The organism is Sporosarcina sp. 6E9 (genome assembly GCF_017921835.1).
Classification (GTDB): Bacteria; Bacillota; Bacilli; order Bacillales_A; family Planococcaceae; genus Sporosarcina.
The window spans coordinates 1818621-1838251 of record NZ_JAGEMN010000001.1 but is presented as its reverse complement, the minus strand read 5'-3'; the positions used below and the strand labels follow the sequence as shown (position 1 = coordinate 1838251).

Here is a 19631-nt window from a genome sequence, read left to right as displayed (position 1 = left end):
ATATTATGCTCGCTCAGGCTGGGAGAGGTAATCAACAAAGAAATCAATCCTTTTCGTATTATATTATGAATTTCACTTACTTGAGAACGGCCCGGTTATGCCAGATTGAAAACAAGTACTAATAGGAAAATTCGAATAGACAAACGATTTGCCTGGTGATATAATTAAATTTATAGTAAATTATTAACTAATTATATTAGTAATATAAACTTTGAGGGGGACGTGTAGAAGGGGGATTTCAAACTAGAATCGTAGGGAGTGTATTTTTTTGAAGATTAGAAGATCACTAATAGTTTTATTCGCAATGGTATTATTACTGGCAGCATGTAATGACGATAAGACTAAATCAAATGAAGAAGAAGTAAATGAAGGTAACCTTGATAATCTTAATATAACGGATATGCCAATCGTTAATGAACCAATTAGTTATGACGTTTTTGTCGCGGCAAATTCGAATGAAGGCAATTGGAATGACATTCTTATTTGGAATAAATATAAGGAAATGACCAACATCGACATTAACTGGGAACAAATCCCTCATGCATCGTTGGAAGAAAAGAGGAATTTAACTTTAGCAAGTGACGATATACCAGATGCTTTCTATGCTTCCGGATTAAATAACTTGGATTTATATAAATACGGGAAACAAGGAACTTTCATTAAACTAAATGACTTAATTGAAAAATATGCTCCAAATTTAACAAAATTGATGGAGCAATATCCAGAAGTGCGTAAAGCGATCACCTTTCCAGATGGAAATATCTACTCGATGCCTACTATTCAAGATCCAGAGTTTCTCTCATTAGTTGTGGGGGCTAGGCCATGGTATAACCAGCAATGGCTGGAAACTTTGGATTTGGAAATACCAGAAACCACTGATGAGTATTATGCTTATTTGAAAGCTATCAATAATAATGATTTAAATGGCAATGGAAAAGCGGATGAGATTCCTTATGGTGGTCGTAATATCAACGAACTAGTTCGTTGGCTAAGAGGTTCATTTGGTTTATCGGAGCAAAATCAAACTTATATCGACTTGAATAAAGAAAATGATAAAGTTCGATTTGTTCCTTCCACAGAGGGCTACAAAGAAATGTTGATATATATAAATAAGCTATATCAAGAAGGATTAATAAACCAAAATATTTTCACAATAGAAAACGACCAATTTTTGGCTAATGGCGCATCAAATATTTATGGAAGTACGGTATTTTATAGCCCTGATGAGACATTTGGTGTAAGTGAAAGTGCTTTCGTCGGCGGCTTGCCACTTAAAGGTCCAGAAGGTTATCAGTCATATAGTAAAAGTAATGCAGTCGGGAGAGTAGATGGACTAGTGATAACTAGAGAAAATAAAGAACCGGCGGCAATGGTTAGATGGCTCGATCACTTCTATACGGATGAGGGAGCAAGATTTCAATACATGGGTATCGAAGATGAGACTTATGTGAAGAACGAAGATGGTACGTATGAATATGTTGATGAAATTACTAACAGTCCCGATGGTTTAACTATGGATCAAGAAATTAGAAAGCGCTTAACTTGGGTGGGCATCTGGCCACCAGGAATTATGAAGCAAGAATACTTTCTTGGGTCAGAAACTTCACAGTCTTCTTTAAAGGCAACAGAGAAGTTGAAGCCATATCTCTCTGACGTGTCGTGGCCGAAATTTATGTATACAGAAGAAGAAACTAAAGTTTTAGCTTCTGTTGGTGCAGATTTGGAAAAATATGCACTTGAAATGCGTGATAAATTTATCAAAGGTGATACGCCATTATCTGAGTGGGATAATTACTTGAAAACACTTAATAGTATTGGTATGGATAAATATCTTGAAGTACAACAAGCCGCTTATGAAAGGTATTCAGGTAACTAATTACAGATTGTTAGTCGAAAAGGATTATCAGTAGAATTAAATCAATAAGATATTCATGGAACCGTTGTGAATTAGCAGGGGAAAATATTCCCCTGTTTCTTTTTAATCAACGAATTGTCAAAAGGAGGTTGGATTAATGGGAATCAAAGCACAAACTGTCGCTTCTTCTCGAAACGAGAGTAAAGTTCAACGAATGAGGAAAAACTTTTCGCGAAACTGGCAGCTGTATACTTTTTTAATACCTGCACTTACATACTTCATTATTTTTCACTATGTCCCAATGTATGGAGTACAAATCGCATTTAAAGACTTTTACGCGAACCTAGGAATAACGGGAAGCCCTTGGGTTGGTTTTGAACATTTCACACGTTTTTTCGACTCTTACTATTTCTGGCGCTTACTTAAAAATACACTGATATTAAATATATATGGATTACTACTTTTCCCAATCCCAATTATATTTGCGCTCATGTTAAACGAGTTACGTAATGGGGCTTATAAAAAATGGACGCAAACGCTTACATATGCTCCGCATTTTATATCGGTCGTTGTTGTTGTCGGTATGCTCGTGGCCTTTTTGGATCCGATTACTGGAATTGTAAACCATGCGATTGTCTCATTTGGTGGACAACCCATCGACTTTTTAACGAGCCCAAGTTGGTTCCGTCACATTTTTGTTTGGTCAGGTCAATGGCAATCTCTTGGTTGGGGAACCATTATTTATTTGGCGGCATTGGCTGGGGTGAACCCAGAATTGCATGAAGCAGCAACAGTAGACGGTGCTTCAAGAATGCAGCGAATTCTACATATTAATATTCCATCCATCCTACCGACGGTAGTCATTTTGTTTATCTTGAACATCGGAAGCTTTATGGCAATCGGCTTTGAGAAAGTATTGCTTATGCAAAACAGTTTGAACGCTGAAACGTCTGATGTTATTCAAACTTTCGTTTATCAAACCGGTCTATTAGAAGGACAATATAGCTTCGCAGCGGCGGTCGGTTTATTTGAATCAGCGATTAATATTATCTTATTAATTAGCGTGAATCATATTGCTAGAAAAACAAGTGAAAATAGTCTGTGGTAAGGAGGGAAATCCATGAAGAATACGAGCATGTCGGACAAGTCGTTTGGTGTCATTAATACCATCCTTGTCACGTTTATTACACTTATCATCATTTACCCACTGATATTTGTTATTAGTGCATCCATCAGTGACCCGTCGGCAGTTAGTACGGGAAGAATGTGGCTTTGGCCAGTAGACATCACGTTCGAAGGATTCAAGAAAGTCTTTGCGAATGAGGTGATTTGGCTTGGGTATCGAAATACCATCATGTATACAGTTTTAGGTACAGCGCTTCATTTATTTGTCTTATTACCTTGCGCATATGCATTATCTAGAAAAGAATTAGCGGGTAAGAAATACGTGTTGTGGTTTATCCTCTTCACGATGCTCTTTAACGGTGGATTAATCCCCACTTATTTAGTTATAAAAAACTTGCAAATGCTAGATACGATTTGGGCGATTGTAATACCTGGTTTGTTGGGGGCATGGTCAATTCTCGTTGCACGTACATTTTTTGAACAAACCATACCCGATCAACTTGTGGAAGCCTCAAAAATTGACGGTGCATCGGATTATAAAATATTTTGGCAGATTGTTTTGCCGCTATCACTGCCAATTATCGCCGTTATGGCTTTATTTCACGCCGTTGCGTTATGGAACCAATACTTTAACGCACTAATCTATTTGTCGAATGATAAGTTGTATCCATTACAATTAATTCTAAGACAAATCCTAGTTTTAAACGAAGTTGATGCATCAGGTGCAGGCGGTGGCGGCGGGGTTGCCGAGTCATTTGTTGAACAGATTAAGACAGCTTCTCTCATTAAATACGCGGTTATTATTGTTTCAGCGCTACCATTACTCATTGCGTATCCATTTTTGCAACGCTTCTTTGTTAAAGGTGTATTGATTGGATCAGTGAAAGAGTAAAAAAAGATACAACGGAAAATGAGTAACAGAGGAGGATTATCATGAGAGGTTTTGTAAATGGGTACGTTGCATTCGCTTTATGGATAACAAAATTGGCGTATGTAAACCTTTTATGGGTTGCTTTTACCGTATGTGGATTGGTAATATTCGGAATATTACCCGCAACAGCTGGGATGTTTGCGGTAACGCGGAAATGGATTATGGGTGAACAAGATATCCCAATCGCAAAGACATTTTTGGCGACGTATCGCAAAGAGTTTTTCAAAGTAAATGCCGTAGGTTTAAGTCTGTTTCTGGTTATTTACTTATTGACGATACAGTTCCAAGTGTTACGTTCGATGGATGGGATAAATTATTTCATTGCGAGTTATGTAGTTTTAGCTCTATTTTTCATCATAAGCATTGCGCTACTGTATCTCTTTCCGATATATGTTCATTTCAATTTAACTGTTTTTGATCACTTGAAATGGTCTTTCGTCATTGGGATCATCCATCCTATTTTGACTGTGTTTTTAATGGTTGTTGTCGTAGTTCTAAATTACGCGACATTCATCTACATACCGGGTCTCTTGTTTTTCTTCGGTGGTAGTGTCACTGCATATATTTTAATGTGGGGCGTATCCAAAACATTTTCGAAATATGAAGAAGGAGTAGCAACTGTTTAATTTTAGAACACTCTGATGTTTTTGTAATAAGTGATATGTTTACTGACTCAATAAAAATATAAAAAACAGGAGTATTTGCCTATATGAGGAAACCCAATATATTATTGATAACAAGCGATCAACAACATTTTGACACGATAGGTGCATTTAATGATGAACTCTCTACACCAAATTTGGATCGATTGGTTAAAGAGGGAACGACTTTTAAACGTGCCTACTGTCCAAATCCAACGTGTACTCCAACACGAGCTTCAATTATTACCGGAAAATATCCAAGTCAACATGGAGCATGGACACTTGGTACAAAGTTATTAGAAAATCGTCATACAGTTGGAAATGATTTTACAGAAAATAATTACCGTACTGCACTCATTGGAAAGGCGCATTTTCAACAACTACATGAAACTGATGAATATACATCACTAGAATCCTATCCATTATTACAAGATTTACCGTTTTGGAAGGAATATAATGAAGAGTTTTATGGGTTTGAACATATTGAACTCGCCAGAAATCATACTAATGAGGCACATGTAGGGCAACATTATGCATTATGGCTCGAAGAAAATGGCTGCATGAATTGGCGAGATTATTTTGTCGCTCCAACCGGAACAATGGATAAGAAAGACGAACATAAATGGCCAATTCCAGAAGAGTATCATTACAATACATGGATTGCTGAACGGACGAATACTAAAATCAAGGAATACACCCAAAATAATGAGAGTTTCTTTATGTGGTCAAGTTTTTTTGATCCTCATCCTCCTTATTTAGTTCCAGAACCGTGGGATAAGATGTATGATCCGGAACTTTTGACCATTCCCAAAGGTATAGAGGGCGAACATGAAAAGAATCCACCGCATTTTCAAATGACTCAAGAAGAGAACCCAGATTTCTCTAGCTATAAAGAAACTGGGTTAGCTATACATGGTTATCATTCGCATCAAATTGAAGATGAACGTCATAAGAAAATAACCGCTACATATTACGGTATGGTTAGTATGATGGATAAGTATATCGGGAAGATTCTAGATAACTTAGATGAATTGGGTATTGCTGATAATACAATTATTGTTTTCACCAGTGATCATGGTCATTTTTTTGGGCAACATGGATTGCAGTATAAAGGTGGCTTTCATTATGAGGATCTAATAAAAGTTCCATTTATTGTTCGTTATCCAGGTAAAGTTCCGGCTGGAAAAGTATCTCAATCAATGCAGTCATTAGTTGACTTAGCACCAACATTTTTGTCGTTTGCTACTATTCTCGTTCCACCGCAAATGACTGGAGTCAATCAAAGTAAAGTGTGGTTGGGGCTTGAAGAAAAAGCAAGAGATCACATAATATGTGAGTTCAGACATGAACCTACGACCATACATCAGAAAACCTATGTAGATGATAGATATAAAATCACAGTTTACTATAATAAAACATATGGTGAGATTTATGATTTAAAGGAAGATCCAGGTGAAATAAATAACCTATGGGCACAGGATGAATATGAACAATTAAAGAGTGAGCTTTTATTGAAATATGTTTGGGCGGAACTAGGAAAAGAGTCAATGGCAATGCCTAGAGTAACACACGCCTAATCGATAGAAATCCTGTAATGTACAATTAATAAATCTATTAATTAAATTAAGTGCCTGTTAGGAGGCTAGTTCATGATTACAACCCAACAAGTTAAACCAACGGCAAGGCAACTCGAGTATCAAGCATGGGAATTTGGTTTATTTATTCACTTTGGCCTTCGTACTTTTTATGAGGGCTATGTTGATTTTGATAAAAGGACGATGTCACCAACTGAATTTAATCCGGAAAGTTTAGATTGTGGGCAATGGCTGAGGACTGCGAAAGAAGCAGGCATGGAGTACGCTGTTTTAACTGCGAAGCATCATGATGGATTTTCCAACTGGCCTTCAAAATACACGGACTTTTCAGTTGCCAAATCACCGTGGAAAGATGGAAAAGGCGATGTTGTTCGAGAATTCATTGCAGAATGTCGTCATCATAATATTAAGCCTGGTCTATATTATTCTCCATATGATGGTGCAGCTGATTTTTATAGCAATAAAGATGCAAAAGCATATGACGATTATTTTATCAATCAAATTACAGAATTGCTATCAAACTATGGAGAAATTGATATTCTATGGTTTGATGGTGCAGGATCTGAAGGTCACGAGTATGACTGGGAACGTATCATCTTGAAAATCCGTTCATTGCAACCGAATATTCTAATTTTTAATATGGCTGACCCAGATTTCAGGTGGGTGGGGAACGAAGATGGTCTTGCACCAATTCCATGCTGGAATGTCGTGAGCAATCTGGATTTCTCTATTTATGTTGATGAACTGGAAGATTTGGAAGAACCGATTTGGTTACCGGCGGAATGTGATGTTCAAATGAGAGATAACTGGTTTTACAGTGAAAATGATGAACATTCTGTAAAGAGTTTAGAAGAATTAATGGGGATATATTATCACTCTGTTGGCCGAGGTGCAAATCTATTATTGAATATTGGTCCAAATCGAGAAGGGCTTTTACCGGAAAAAGATACAAGTCGTTTATTAGAGTTTGGGGCGGAGATTAGTGAACGGTTTCATGGTCCGATTGTATCCATTGATCAGTTTGGTTATCGCGATGGAAAGTGGATTTATGAAACTAGTGAACCCCATTTAATTGACCATATTGTGATTCAGGAAGATTTAACAGATGGGGAAAGTGTAAGCCGATTTACGATCAATGCCATCACAGCTAAAACACGGCGGAGACTGTCAATCCATGAAGGTAGAAATATAGGGAATAAAGTAATTGTTCCAATCCCTGCGATAAATGTACGTGGGATAGAGTTAGAAATCACTGAAAGTAAAGGGACACCTGCTATCAAAGAAATTTTTGTTTATCACCATGGTAACGCGTAATCATTGAGGTGATATTCCTTGTATGCACCTTGGTAGGTGGACCATATAAAGCATTGGAATTAAATTTATCTTGGGGGACATCTATATATGAAACCGAATGTTTTATTAATAATGGTCGATCAGATGCGTGCTGATTGTTTGAGCATTCTGGACCACCCAGTTGTGGATACACCCAATTTAGATCAACTGGCTAGAAGTGGGGCATTGTTTACAAATGCCTATGCCGCCACACCTTCATGTGTTCCAGCACGAGCGAGTGTATTAACTGGAAGGTCACAAGCTTCAACAGGTCGGGTAGGCTATGAAGATAAAGTACCTTGGAAATATGAAAATACAATTGCGGATGAATTTACGAAGGCGGGCTATCATACACAAGCGATTGGAAAGATGCATGTGTATCCAACGCGTAGTTTATGTGGATTTCATAATGTCATCTTACATGATGGCTATATGCATTATAATCGATTTAAATATAATACAAAAACGATAGAATCTGCTGATTACGCTGATGATTATTTGAACTGGATGCGGGAAAGAGCAATAGGTAATGTGGATTTGACGGATTTAGGGTTAGATTGTAATTCATCAACAGTTACACGACCTTGGCATGTAGCAGAAGAACTCCATCCAACGAACTGGTTAACTTCGCAATCGATAGACTTTTTAAGAAGGCGTGATCCAACTAAACCTTTCTTTCTAAAGATGTCCTATGTGAGGCCGCATCCACCATTTGATCCACCATCCGCATTTTATGATATGTATCGCGATGTGGATATTCCAGACTCTCCAATTGGTGATTGGGCAAATACAGAAGACGAGGGATTAGAAGGTTACAGTCCAATTACAGCTAAGGGAATTGTTCCCGAAAGGCGCTTAAAGCAAGCAAAAGCAGCTTATTATGCGTTGATCACGCATATTGATCATCAAATTGGAAGATTTTTAAATGCGATGCAAGAGTACGGTGTATATCAAGATACAATTATATTATTTGTCTCTGACCATGGTGAATTACTAGGAGATCATAACTTATTCAGAAAAAGTCTACCATATGAAGGAAGTGCAAATGTGCCTTTCATACTTGTAGATCCAGGGAATCACTTGCAGATGAAAAAGAATGTAAAGATTGATGAAATGGTTGAATTAAGAGACATAATGCCCACCCTTCTGGATGCTACAAATATTACGATACCCAATACAGTTGAAGGGAAAAGTGTACTTCCATTAGTCAAAATGGAATCAACAGAGAATTTAAGTTGGCGTGAATATATTCATGGCGAACATACACTTGGAATTCAATCGTACCATAGCATTACCAGTGGGGAAGAAAAGTATATTTGGTATTCACAAACTGGTGAAGAACAGTTCTTCAATTTAATAGAAGATCCTCAAGAGTTAACCAATCTAATACATGTAACTGATTATGGAAAACGCATTAATTTAAGAAGAAATCAGTTAATCGAAGAGTTAACTGGCCGTGAGGAAGGTTATACAGACGGTAAATCATTAATCGTTGACAATAAGCCAAAAGCAACATTACAAATTGCACTTAGATAAAAAGAGTACCTGAAAAGGTTCTATGCTTTGTTGGCGCTTTCCGATGGGGAGGCGCCAATCCGCTTAAAACTACATATACTTTTCTTTAATTCGATTAAACTCCGTACAATAATTAGTTATTCCCGCAGGTAGTCCGTGGTTTTGCGAGTGTTACCTTCAAGTAGTGGCCTTCTAGCAGTAGGCATCCACCAAGTGCAGAAAGAACTAGATCAATCTATCCCTAGAGCTTGAAAAGTAAAGCGACTACAATTACTATAGACTAGAGAGAGTTAGTCTGTTTGTTTGATAAACAAATAAACTAATATCGATAAATTTACATAAATATTAATTGAAGGGTTGGTAAATATAAAAACATTTATCACAGATGATTTTCTGTTGTATAATGATACTGCAAAAGAGTTGTATCACGGCACAGCCAAAGATTTACCAATTATCGATTATCATAACCATTTAAATCAACACGAAATTTTAGCGGATAAAAACTTCACGAATCTATCCGAAATCTGGCTAGGCGCGGACCACTATAAGTGGAGAGCGATGCGTGCAAATGGTGTAGAAGAGTCCTTCATTACAGGGGACAAAAGCGATTATGAAAAGTTTTTAGAATGGTCGAAAACAGTCCCGAAAACATTCGGGAATCCATTGTATCACTGGACGCATTTAGAACTTAAACATTATTTCGGTATTGAGGAGCTACTCAATGAAAAGTCGGCACCTGCAATCTGGGAAGAAGCGAATAAAAAATTATCGGCAAAAGAGATGTCTATCAGATCATTGCTTATAAAAGATCAAGTAGAATTTCTAGGAACGACTGATGATCCGACAGATGATTTGGCGAGTCACCAGGCTTTACATGATGAAAGCTTCGAAATTACAGTGTCACCTTCATTCCGACCAGATAAAGGTCTAAATCTTGAGCGTAAAGAATTTATAGGCTGGCTCGAAAAACTTGGTAAAGTTACGAATTCTTCGATTGAAACATACAACCAATTTTTAGACGCGTTAGCTAGTCGTGTTGAGTATTTCGATGAACATGGTTGCCGTGCTTCTGATCACGGAATTGACGTGATGTTCTTTGAAGCAGCAACGAAAGAAGCAGCTTCAACTATTTTCGAAAAGCGTTTAAATGGAGAAAGCTTAAGTTCCAAAGAAATTGAACAGTATAAAACGTTTACGATGCTGGCATTGGCTGAATTGTATGCTGAAAAAGGTTGGGCAATGCAACTACATTTCAGTGCGCTTAGAAATAACAATACAAGAATGTTCAATATTCTAGGACCGGATGCTGGATTTGATTCTATCGGTAATGTCTTACTTGCCAATAAAGTGTCGAACTTCTTAGATGCATTGGAAAGTGAAAATAAGCTTCCGAAAACAATTTTATATAGTTTAAATGCGAATGATAATAATGTGCTTGCTTCAATGGCTGGGAATTATCAAAGTTCAGAAATTGCTGGAAAAGTTCAATTTGGTACAGCTTGGTGGTTTAATGATACAATTGACGGTATGGAAGAACAGATGAAAATGCTTGCGAATATCGGATTAATTAGTAACTTCGTCGGGATGTTAACCGACTCAAGAAGTTTCCTTTCATTCCCGAGACATGAATATTTCAGAAGAATTCTTTGCAATTTACTCGGCACTTGGGTTGAGGAACGTAAAGTTCCGAAAGACATGGTACTCCTAGAGCAGTATGTCTGTGATATTTGTTATGAAAATTCAAAGCGTTATTTCGGATTATAAGTTTCTCCATATAAATCAAGTTCGTTCAGGAAGGAAGATAATTAAAATGTCTAAACAACAAATTGGTGTTATCGGTTTAGCAGTAATGGGAAAAAACTTGGCCCTAAATATTGAAAGCAGGGGGTATTCTGTTTCAGTATTTAACCGTACAACCGCTAGAACTGAAGAGTTTCTAGAAAATGAAGCAAAAGGCAAAAACTTTTTTGGTGCGACAACGATAGAAGAGTTTGTAAACTCACTAGAAGTTCCACGTAAAATCATGCTTATGGTTCAATCAGGAAAGCCGACAGATGCGACAATCGCATCTTTGCAACCATTCCTTGAAAAAGGCGACATCTTAATCGACGGCGGAAACACATTATATGAAGATACGATTCGTCGTAATAAAGACCTGGAAAAAACAGGTATTCACTTCATAGGTACGGGCGTTTCAGGTGGAGAAGAAGGCGCGCTTACGGGTCCTTCAATTATGCCAGGCGGACAAAGAGAAGCTTATGATCTCGTTCAACCGATATTTGATGCAATTGCAGCAAGAGTCGACGGAGAATCTTGTAGTACTTATATCGGACCGGACGGCGCAGGCCATTATGTGAAAATGGTGCATAACGGAATCGAGTACGGCGATATGCAATTAATCGGGGAAGCGTATTTCATCTTGAAACATGTTCTTGGCGTGGATGCACAGGATTTGCATGAGACATTCACAGAGTGGAATAAAGGTGAACTAGATAGTTACCTGATTGAAATTACTGCTGAGATTTTTACAAAAATCGATGAAGAAACAGATCAGCCATTAATCGATGTTATATTAGATAAAGCAGGGCAAAAAGGAACGGGAATGTGGACTAGCAAAAACGCATTAGATTTAGGCGTTCCGCTACCAGTCATAACTGAAGCCGTATTTGCACGTTGCATTTCGTCTATGAAAGACGAGCGCGTTAGGGCAAGCAAAGTACTGAAAGCGCCTGAAGCAATCGAATTCGCTGGTGATAAAGAAGAGCTTGTTGAAGCAGTTCGAAAAGCTTTGTATATGAGTAAAATTTGTTCATATGCACAAGGTTTTGCACAAATGCGTGCACAATCAGAAGAAAGCGATTGGAATTTGCGCTACGGTGATATCGCAATGATCTGGCGCGGTGGCTGTATTATCCGTGCGCAGTTCTTACAAAATATTAAAGAAGCATACGATCGCAATCCAGAATTGGACAACTTATTATTGGATGAATACTTCAATAATATTGTCGGTAATTACCAATCAGCTTTACGCGAAGTCGTATCGGTTGCGGTGAAACACGGTATTCCGGTTCCTGCATTTGCAAGCGCGATTTCCTATTACGATAGCTACCGTTCAGAAAACTTGTCAGCGAACTTAATCCAAGCACAACGTGATTATTTTGGCGCACATACGTATGAGCGTAAAGACAAAGAAGGTTCTTTCCACACAAACTGGTTCTAATATTAATGACATACAAACGTCCATTCAATTTGAAATGGGCGTTTGTTTTTATTAAAAAAGAATCCTCAGGTCAAGGATTCAAGTTTGTTGTTCTTCAAGGGATAAAAGGAGGTTAGGAACTTCTAAAAATCGTTGTATCCCCAATGCACAGGCACCGATTGAACAGGATTTATTCCCTAGGTCCGAAATTTCAATAGTTCCGTACTTGCTAACTGTCGATTTAAAATTACTTTTAATCTTCTCGATGGAATCGGGGTACATTTTTAAGATTTCACTTGTTAAAACCAAGGTCTCCGGGTTATACATATTAATAATATTATTAAGACCAGTTGACAGATCTACGATAAAATTTTCAATCAACGCGATTGTCGAGGGATCATTTTTAGCGATTAAATTCTGAACGTCTTTGTATGTTAATTTTGGCACATCGAGTTGCGAAGAGAGTCGGGCGAGCAGACTTGTCTCGGATGCATATTGTTCCCAGCAACCGCGGTTTCCGCACCGACAAAGTTCCCCGTCCTGAGCAATAATCATATGGCCCATTTCACCGGCATAACCGTGGAATCCTTTGTGAAGCTTACCGTCAATCATGATGCCGACACCGATACCCGAAGAAAGCATGATGCAAAGCAAATTATTGCTTTCATGGTGCTTATAAACTCGTTCGGCGTAAGCGGACAAGTTGGCGTTGTTTTGAATGGTGATAGGCAAATCCAGTTCATCCATCAAATCATCTTTCAATGATTTATCTTGCCACTGATATGTAGGGATGAAAAAGATGCTTTCGTCTATATTTACCGTTCCATGGACGCCAATCATGACGCTAACCAATCCATATCGTCTTTTTGAATACTTGCTTTTATATGTGTTAATCTGTTTAATGAGTAAACGGATAATTTCTTCATAATTATCTGTTTCAAATTCCACGGATTCGTAGTGAACTGGCTTGCCGCTTAAATCAGCGACCGTATATTGGATAAGTTTATAATCAAGATCAATACCTAATACATAGCCAACACTTTTGTTGATAGATAGCATAATCGGCCTTCTGCCAACGACATTATGTTCAAGCCTAGTTTCATTAATTAATTCTTCGTTTAATAAATCAGCAACTTGAACGGATATCGTTGCTTTATTCAACCCGGTAATTTTAGATAGTTCAGCTCTAGAAATCATTTTATGTTCAATGATTTTACTTAAAATGATACTTCGATTTATTTTTTTGATATAAGCGCCATCACCAGTAATCATAGATTTTCGCCCTCCAATTTTTCATAGAATCAACTTATTTTGTTTAGTCACCAAACTATAATAACGTATATATAGCTTCATGGAAAGGCTTTCAAAAGGCTAACTGATATGATTATAACATAGGAAGGAATTGTAAAAATGAATATATTATATTTTGATTGTTTTTCAGGAATCAGTGGAGACATGGTCATCAGTGCTTTAATCGATGCAGGTGGAGATGCAACTCAATTGGTGAATGAATTAAAAAAGCTGACGCTAGAAGATGAATATGACTTAACGTTTACGAAAGTCGTAAAAAATGGCATAACGAGTACAAAGTTCGATGTTTTGTTGACCAATAAAGAACATAGCCACGAGCATAATCACGAACACGAACACCATCACGGGCATAGCCATCGTTCTTACAAACATATTGTGAAGCTCATTAAATCAGCAGGTTTATCTGAAAGCGTTGAAGACATGGCCTTATCTATTTTCAGGAAAATTGGAATTGCAGAAGGCATGATTCATGGTGTTGCGTTAGATGATGTTCATTTCCATGAAGTAGGGGCTGTCGATTCTATAATCGATATCGTTGGGACAGCGATATTACTTGATCAGTTGGAGATTAATACGATTCAATCATCACCAATTCCTGTTGGCTCAGGAAAGATTCATATTGATCATGGAATCTATCCGGTACCTGCGCCCGCGACATTGGAAATTCTTCGCGGTATTCCGATAGCTGCGAGCGATGTAAAAGGAGAACTGGCTACACCGACTGGTGCTGCAATTGTAGCGGTACTTGCTGAAAGTTTTGGAACGTTGCCGGCGATGAAAGTGACGTCAATTGGATATGGCGCTGGAACGAAAACATTTACGACTCATCCAAATGTTTTACGCGTAATTATTGGAAGTTAAGTAAACACATGACGTACGGGCCATTTGGTTTACAATTTAGAGATTAGGGAATCCTGTTTATAATCGAAACTATAAGTGAATAGGGGATGATCCTAATGACTAGAAGTGTAGAAGTTTATTTGAAAAGTGAAAACGATGCTGAATCCGTACGTGCAAGTTTACAAACCGCCAGAGTGAATAACTTGGTTATCGATGAAATGGGAGAAGAAAGTGAGACAAGGTTATTTACGCCTTTCTTCCCGACGAACATCGGAAGTTCCGGGATGCCAGCTAGCGCCGGCCCGGTTGGTGTAAGCGCGCCGATTGGCATCGAAGAAGATGTCTTTACGGGAGAAGAAGACGCTCATCCGACTCATTTATTGAAGTTGGAAGTGGAAGAATCCGAATATGATCATGTACTTTCTATCTTACAGAAACATGATTGTTATACTTCGGTGCAATGAAAAAAGAAAAAGTGTAGAAGTGAATTTATTAATCCTACTTCTTCACTTTTTTTATTTATGGGAATTTAAACATTAATCGACTGTTAGATAACTCGAAAAAGGCGTGTGTAGCTCTTTTTTAATACAATAAAAAAAGCTTGAATTGTAAAGCGCTTACACCTATAATGAATAAAGATAGTTTGTTTGCCGGTCAAATTAATGAGACGTAAAATAGAAAAAGGTCAGCAGCAATTTTACAATAAAAATTAGAAAAGTGGGTTGAAGAAAATGAACGAAACATCTATTCAAAAGAATCTTGAATTAGGGGAAATCCTTTCTGAAATGGGACGCGTCATGGTCGCGTTCTCGGGCGGCGTGGACAGCGCTTTGGTTTTAAAAAGAGCACAAGAAGAACTAGGAGATCAAGTGTTAGCAGTCGTAGTTGCATCAGAACTGTTCCGTAAACAAGAGTTTGAAGATGCGGTTAAACTTGCAGAAGACATGGGTGTAGAGGTTTATAAAACAGAAATCAAAGAATTAGATAATCCGGATATCGTTGCCAACACACCTGACAGTTGGTATTACAGCAAAAAAATGCTTTATACACACTTAAATGAGCTAGCAGAGCGCATGGATTATCCATACGTTTTAGATGGCATGATCATGGATGATTTGGACGATTTCCGCCCAGGCATGCGCGCAAGAAAAGAAGCTGGCGCGCGTAGCGTATTGCAAGAAGCGAAAATCTATAAGAAAGAGGTCCGGGAGCTTGCCAATCAGTTAGGACTCCCGGTATGGGATAAGCCAGCGTCATGCAGTCTTGCATCAAGAATTCCATACGGCATCGAAATTGATCAACAAAAAATCGAACAAGTTGATCAAGCTGAAATCTTCTTAGCGAAAATTGGCTTCCCTCAAGTACGTGTTCGTCACCACGATAACATTGCACGTATTGAGGTAACTCCTGAAGAAATCGGGAAATTAGTCGAGCAACGTGATAGCATCCATTTAAAACTTAAATCGCTTGGCTTTACTTATGTCTCATTAGATTTACGTGGATACCGAACAGGCAGCATGAATGAAGAGTTGCCTGAAAATGTACTAAAGAGCGTCTAACCATTAAAAGCACTTCACTATAGCTTATGGTGAAGTGCTTTTCATTTCGAACAGAATATAAAGAATAGGAGTGGATCATGTTATGAGCATTATTGATGAACTTTTAAAAGACATTCCAGTACCGAAAATGATGAAAGTTAAGCAAACATTCGACAATAAACAGATAGATGATGTTGATCAAGCATTGACAGATGCTTTGCAACAAGAGGAAATTCGGAAAACGGTAAAGCCCGGAATGGAAATCGCAGTAGCTGTTGGGAGCCGAGGTGTTGACCAAATTGTTGAAGTGACTGCACGAACGATAAAATTTTTACAAGACCTTGGCGCTAAACCCTTCATCGTTCCAAGCATGGGAAGTCACGGAGGCGCATCTGCGGAAGGACAAATAGCTGTTTTAGCCCATTTAGGTGTTACAGAAGAATCGGCTAACTGTGAAATTCGCTCATCCATGGAAGTTGTGGAAATTGGACAGTTAGAAAATGGATTGCCGGTCTATGTTGATAAATATGCATCTGAAGCAGATGGAATCGTCGTTATCAACAGGGTGAAACCACATACTGCATTCAGAGGAACTGTTGAAAGTGGCATTATGAAAATGATTGCAATCGGTTTGGGTAAGCAGAAGGGTGCAGAAGCTTGTCATCAGCTCGGATTTGAACATATGGGAAAACATATTATTCTAATGTCGAATATGATTCTCGAAAAACTACCTGTACTTTTTGGCGTTGCGACGGTTGAAAATGCTTTTGATAAGGTCGCCCATGTCGAAGTATTGCTACCGGATGTCATTGAATCGAGAGAAACTGAACTTCAAAAGTTGGCGAAAAAACTATTGCCGAAGATTAATTTCAAAAATATCGATGTTTTGATTATCGATGAAATCGGTAAAAACATTAGCGGAGATGGCATGGATCCGAATATTACGGGACGTTACCCAACGCCTTATGCGCACGGCGGACCTGAAGTGAATAAGATGGTCGTTCTTGACTTGACGCATGAAACTGAAGGAAATGCAAACGGTGTTGGAACTGCAGACTTCACGACGCAGCGGTTAATTGATAAAACAGATTGGGATGCGACGTACGCAAATGGACTCACTTCAACAGTCGTCGCGCCAACAAAAGCTGCTACGACATTGGCGAATGACCGACTAGCTTTAAAGGCGGCAATTAAGACTTGTAATATTCTTGATTTCACTCAAGTGAAAATGGTGCGCATCAAAAATACGTTAGAACTAAGTGAGATTGAAGTGTCAGAGGCTTTATTGGACGAAGTTGAAAATAATGAGTACTTGACAAAAGTATCAGCGTTGTTTGAATTGGAATTTGATGATGAAGGAAACTTAGCGTAAACGCTGAATTATGGATAGAGGAGATTTTACAAATGGGAAAGTTATTTGATTTGACTGGGAAAACAGCAGTAGCGATTGGCGGTAACAGTGTATTGGGATCATCAATGGTTAAAGGATTGGCGGACCAAGGTGCACAAATAGCTGTTGTTGGCCGTAATTTAGAGACAGCGGAGAAGGTTGTACAAGAAATTATTGAAAACGGTGGAAAAGCAAAAGCATTTCGCGCAGATGTCGTTTCTAAAGAATCTCTTGAAAATGTTGCAACTGAAATTGAAGCATGGTCAGGCGGATGGGATATTTTATTGAATGCACCGGGCGCGAACAGTCCGACACCGTTCTTTGAAATAGAAGAAGACGAGTGGGACCATATTTTAGATGTAAACTTAAAAGGCATCATGCTAACGACGCAAGTATTTGCCAAAAAGATGATCGATCAAGAAAGAAAAGGCAGCATCATTAACATATCATCTGTCTCTTCAACAACACCGCTTTCAAGGGTATTCACCTACTCTGTTTCTAAAGCAGGCGTTAACAATATGACACAATTCTTGGCACGCGAATTCGCGCCATACGGCATCCGCGTCAATGCGATTATCCCTGGATTCTTCCCTGCTGAACAAAACCGTAAAATCTTAAGCGAAGAAAGAATCGAATCTATCATGGGCCATACGCCGATGAATCGATTCGGTGATCCTGAAGAGTTAGTGGGTACAGCAGTATGGCTTGCATCTGATAAAGCATCTAGCTTTGTTACGGGAACGTTAATCCGCGTTGACGGCGGTTTTGGAAGTATGACAATTTAAATTCGATACCAAGCTTTGGAGTAAAAATCCAAAGCTTCTTCTTTATTAAAGTAGAATTTTATATCTGGAAGGGAAGAAGTCACGATGAAAAAAGATTTAGTGTTTGCATTGGATATTGGAACAACAAGTGCAAAAGCGGTACTGTTTGAATTAGACGGCAAATTGGTCGCGTCTGCTGAAAGAATGATCACTTCAAATTACCCTGAAACAGGTAGGGTCGAACAAAATCCAATTGAAATTGAACGTGCTTCTGTCGGTGCGATTCATGATTGCATGAAGAAATCAAATCGAAGAAAAGAAGAGGTGTTAACACTAGGGATTTCTTGTGCGATGCATTCTTTGATTTGCGTGAACGAGAATTATGAACCGCTATCGCAAGCTTTGATTTGGGCGGATGGCCGTAGTAACGAACAAGCTAAAAAACTTAGAGAAACCGTTGGAGACAGCGTTTACGCGAATACGGGACTTCCCAATCACCCAATGTCGCCGCTAAGCAAATTGCTTTGGATGAAAGAGACGAATTTTGAACCCTATCAACAAGCCGCTTATTTTATTTCCGTAAAAGAATATGTTCTTCAAAAGTGGTTTGGCCATAGCGTAATTGATTATTCGATGGCGTCCGCTACGGGATTATTTAATATGAAGACATTCGATTGGGATGAAGAAGCACTCGAACTTGCAGGTATTAGCAAGAACCAACTTTCGCGAATTGTACCACCGACCGAAATTCTTACCGGCATTGATAAAACGATTGCTGAAAAGATGGGTATTTCAAGTGAGATGTCGTTTGTCATCGGTTCCGCAGATGGTCAATTGGCGAACCTTGGAAGCGGAGCGATTAATCCAGGAGAAGTGGCGATATCCGCTGGAACAAGTGGTGCAATTCGACAAATGATTAAAGGTTTTGAAGTGAGTGATAGCCAAGAAACATTTTGTTATGCATTCACTGATGAATTGTCAATTCTCGGGGGACCTACAAATAATGGTGGGATCGCATTGCAGTGGTTAAAAGAACTTATCGAATACGAAGGAAGTTTCGATCAGTTAACTGCTGAAGCAGAGAAAGTTGCTCCAGGTGCTGAAGGTGTATTGTTCTTACCATATATAAACGGGGAAAGAGCCCCGATATGGAAACAAGAAGCGAAAGGTAATTTCTTTGGACTTTCTATCACACACAAAAAAGAACACTTAGTTCGTGCTGTTTTGGAAGGGATTACGTATAATCTATACCATATCGGTAAAGCGCTTGAAAAGAAAGTTGGCGAACCAGAAAAAATATTCGTCAATGGCGGTCTAGCTCAATCTCCACTTTGGGTGCAAATGCTAGCTGATGTATTTGGAAAGGATGTCTATGTTTCTGAAAGCCACCATAGTGCGGCTTGGGGAGCGGCATGGACTGCGTTGGTTGCAATCGGTCAGGTGGATTCATTTGAAAAAATTAAACAGAATATCCCGATTGAAGCAATTATACAACCGAATATGGATAATCATGAAGTCTATGCAAAAGCATTTGAAAAGTATATTGGAATTGCGAGCGACTTATCGAAGTACTTTTAACGTAATAGAGGGTGAAA

General features: G+C 38.5%; 16 protein-coding genes. 15 read left to right on the top strand and 1 reads right to left on the bottom strand.

Annotated elements, in window-relative coordinates:
• Positions 1–268: 268 nt before the first annotated feature.
• The 9 genes from J4G36_RS09490 to gndA all read left to right on the top strand — a co-directional run bounded on the left by J4G36_RS09490 (position 269) and on the right by gndA (position 12214).
• On the top strand, positions 269–1876 hold the full coding sequence (locus J4G36_RS09490) for a type 2 periplasmic-binding domain-containing protein (RefSeq protein ID WP_210469765.1): 1608 nt from the start codon (positions 269–271) through the stop codon (positions 1874–1876).
• 193 nt (positions 1877–2069) lie between these two features.
• Positions 2070–2963 carry an ABC transporter permease gene (locus tag J4G36_RS09485; protein ID WP_483315896.1) on the top strand — a complete coding sequence of 298 codons (894 nt, stop codon included), beginning with the start codon at positions 2070–2072 and terminating at the stop codon, positions 2961–2963.
• 12 nt (positions 2964–2975) lie between these two features.
• Positions 2976–3872 carry a carbohydrate ABC transporter permease gene (locus J4G36_RS09480; RefSeq protein WP_210469763.1) on the top strand — a complete coding sequence of 299 codons (897 nt, stop codon included), beginning with the start codon at positions 2976–2978 and terminating at the stop codon, positions 3870–3872.
• Positions 3873–3913: 41 nt separating this feature from the next.
• Positions 3914–4537, top strand: a complete 624-nt coding sequence (locus J4G36_RS09475; RefSeq protein WP_210469762.1) for a YesL family protein — start codon at positions 3914–3916, stop codon at positions 4535–4537.
• Between the two features lie 83 nt (positions 4538–4620).
• Entirely contained in the window at positions 4621–6129 is a 1509-nt protein-coding gene (locus J4G36_RS09470) for a sulfatase family protein (RefSeq protein ID WP_210469761.1), read from the top strand.
• 72 nt (positions 6130–6201) lie between these two features.
• The gene (locus J4G36_RS09465) at positions 6202–7461 is read left to right on the top strand and encodes an alpha-L-fucosidase (protein ID WP_210469760.1); all 1260 of its coding nucleotides are present in this window, start codon (positions 6202–6204) and stop codon (positions 7459–7461) included.
• Between the two features lie 87 nt (positions 7462–7548).
• Positions 7549–9015 carry an arylsulfatase gene (locus J4G36_RS09460; protein WP_210469759.1) on the top strand — a complete coding sequence of 489 codons (1467 nt, stop codon included), beginning with the start codon at positions 7549–7551 and terminating at the stop codon, positions 9013–9015.
• A 345-nt stretch (positions 9016–9360) separates the two neighbouring features.
• Entirely contained in the window at positions 9361–10758 is a 1398-nt protein-coding gene (uxaC, locus tag J4G36_RS09455) for a glucuronate isomerase (protein WP_210470511.1), read from the top strand.
• A 46-nt stretch (positions 10759–10804) separates the two neighbouring features.
• Positions 10805–12214, top strand: a complete 1410-nt coding sequence (gndA, locus tag J4G36_RS09450; protein WP_210469758.1) for an NADP-dependent phosphogluconate dehydrogenase — start codon at positions 10805–10807, stop codon at positions 12212–12214.
• Between the two features lie 78 nt (positions 12215–12292).
• On the opposite strand, the gene J4G36_RS09445 is transcribed toward gndA, so the two are convergent.
• The gene (locus tag J4G36_RS09445) at positions 12293–13465 is read right to left on the bottom strand and encodes an ROK family transcriptional regulator (protein WP_210469757.1); all 1173 of its coding nucleotides are present in this window, start codon (positions 13463–13465) and stop codon (positions 12293–12295) included.
• Positions 13466–13603: 138 nt separating this feature from the next.
• Between J4G36_RS09445 and larC the strand changes: the two genes are divergently transcribed.
• From larC to J4G36_RS09415, 6 genes are all read left to right on the top strand, one after another.
• Positions 13604–14365, top strand: a complete 762-nt coding sequence (larC, locus tag J4G36_RS09440) for a nickel pincer cofactor biosynthesis protein LarC (RefSeq protein WP_210469756.1) — start codon at positions 13604–13606, stop codon at positions 14363–14365.
• A gap of 95 nt (positions 14366–14460) precedes the next feature.
• Positions 14461–14808: a hypothetical protein gene (locus J4G36_RS09435; protein WP_210469755.1), complete on the top strand. Its 348-nt coding sequence runs from the start codon at positions 14461–14463 to the stop codon at positions 14806–14808.
• Between the two features lie 267 nt (positions 14809–15075).
• Entirely contained in the window at positions 15076–15903 is an 828-nt protein-coding gene (gene larE / locus J4G36_RS09430) for an ATP-dependent sacrificial sulfur transferase LarE (protein ID WP_210469754.1), read from the top strand.
• An 82-nt stretch (positions 15904–15985) separates the two neighbouring features.
• Positions 15986–17254 (top strand): nickel pincer cofactor-dependent isomerase, group 22, encoded by a 1269-nt coding sequence (locus J4G36_RS09425; protein ID WP_210469753.1) that lies wholly within the window; start codon positions 15986–15988, stop codon positions 17252–17254.
• Between the two features lie 32 nt (positions 17255–17286).
• Complete coding sequence (locus J4G36_RS09420; protein WP_210469752.1) at positions 17287–18057, top strand: SDR family oxidoreductase; 771 nt, start codon at positions 17287–17289, stop codon at positions 18055–18057.
• Positions 18058–18141: 84 nt separating this feature from the next.
• On the top strand, positions 18142–19614 hold the full coding sequence (locus J4G36_RS09415) for a gluconokinase (RefSeq protein WP_210469751.1): 1473 nt from the start codon (positions 18142–18144) through the stop codon (positions 19612–19614).
• Positions 19615–19631: the final 17 nt, after the last annotated feature.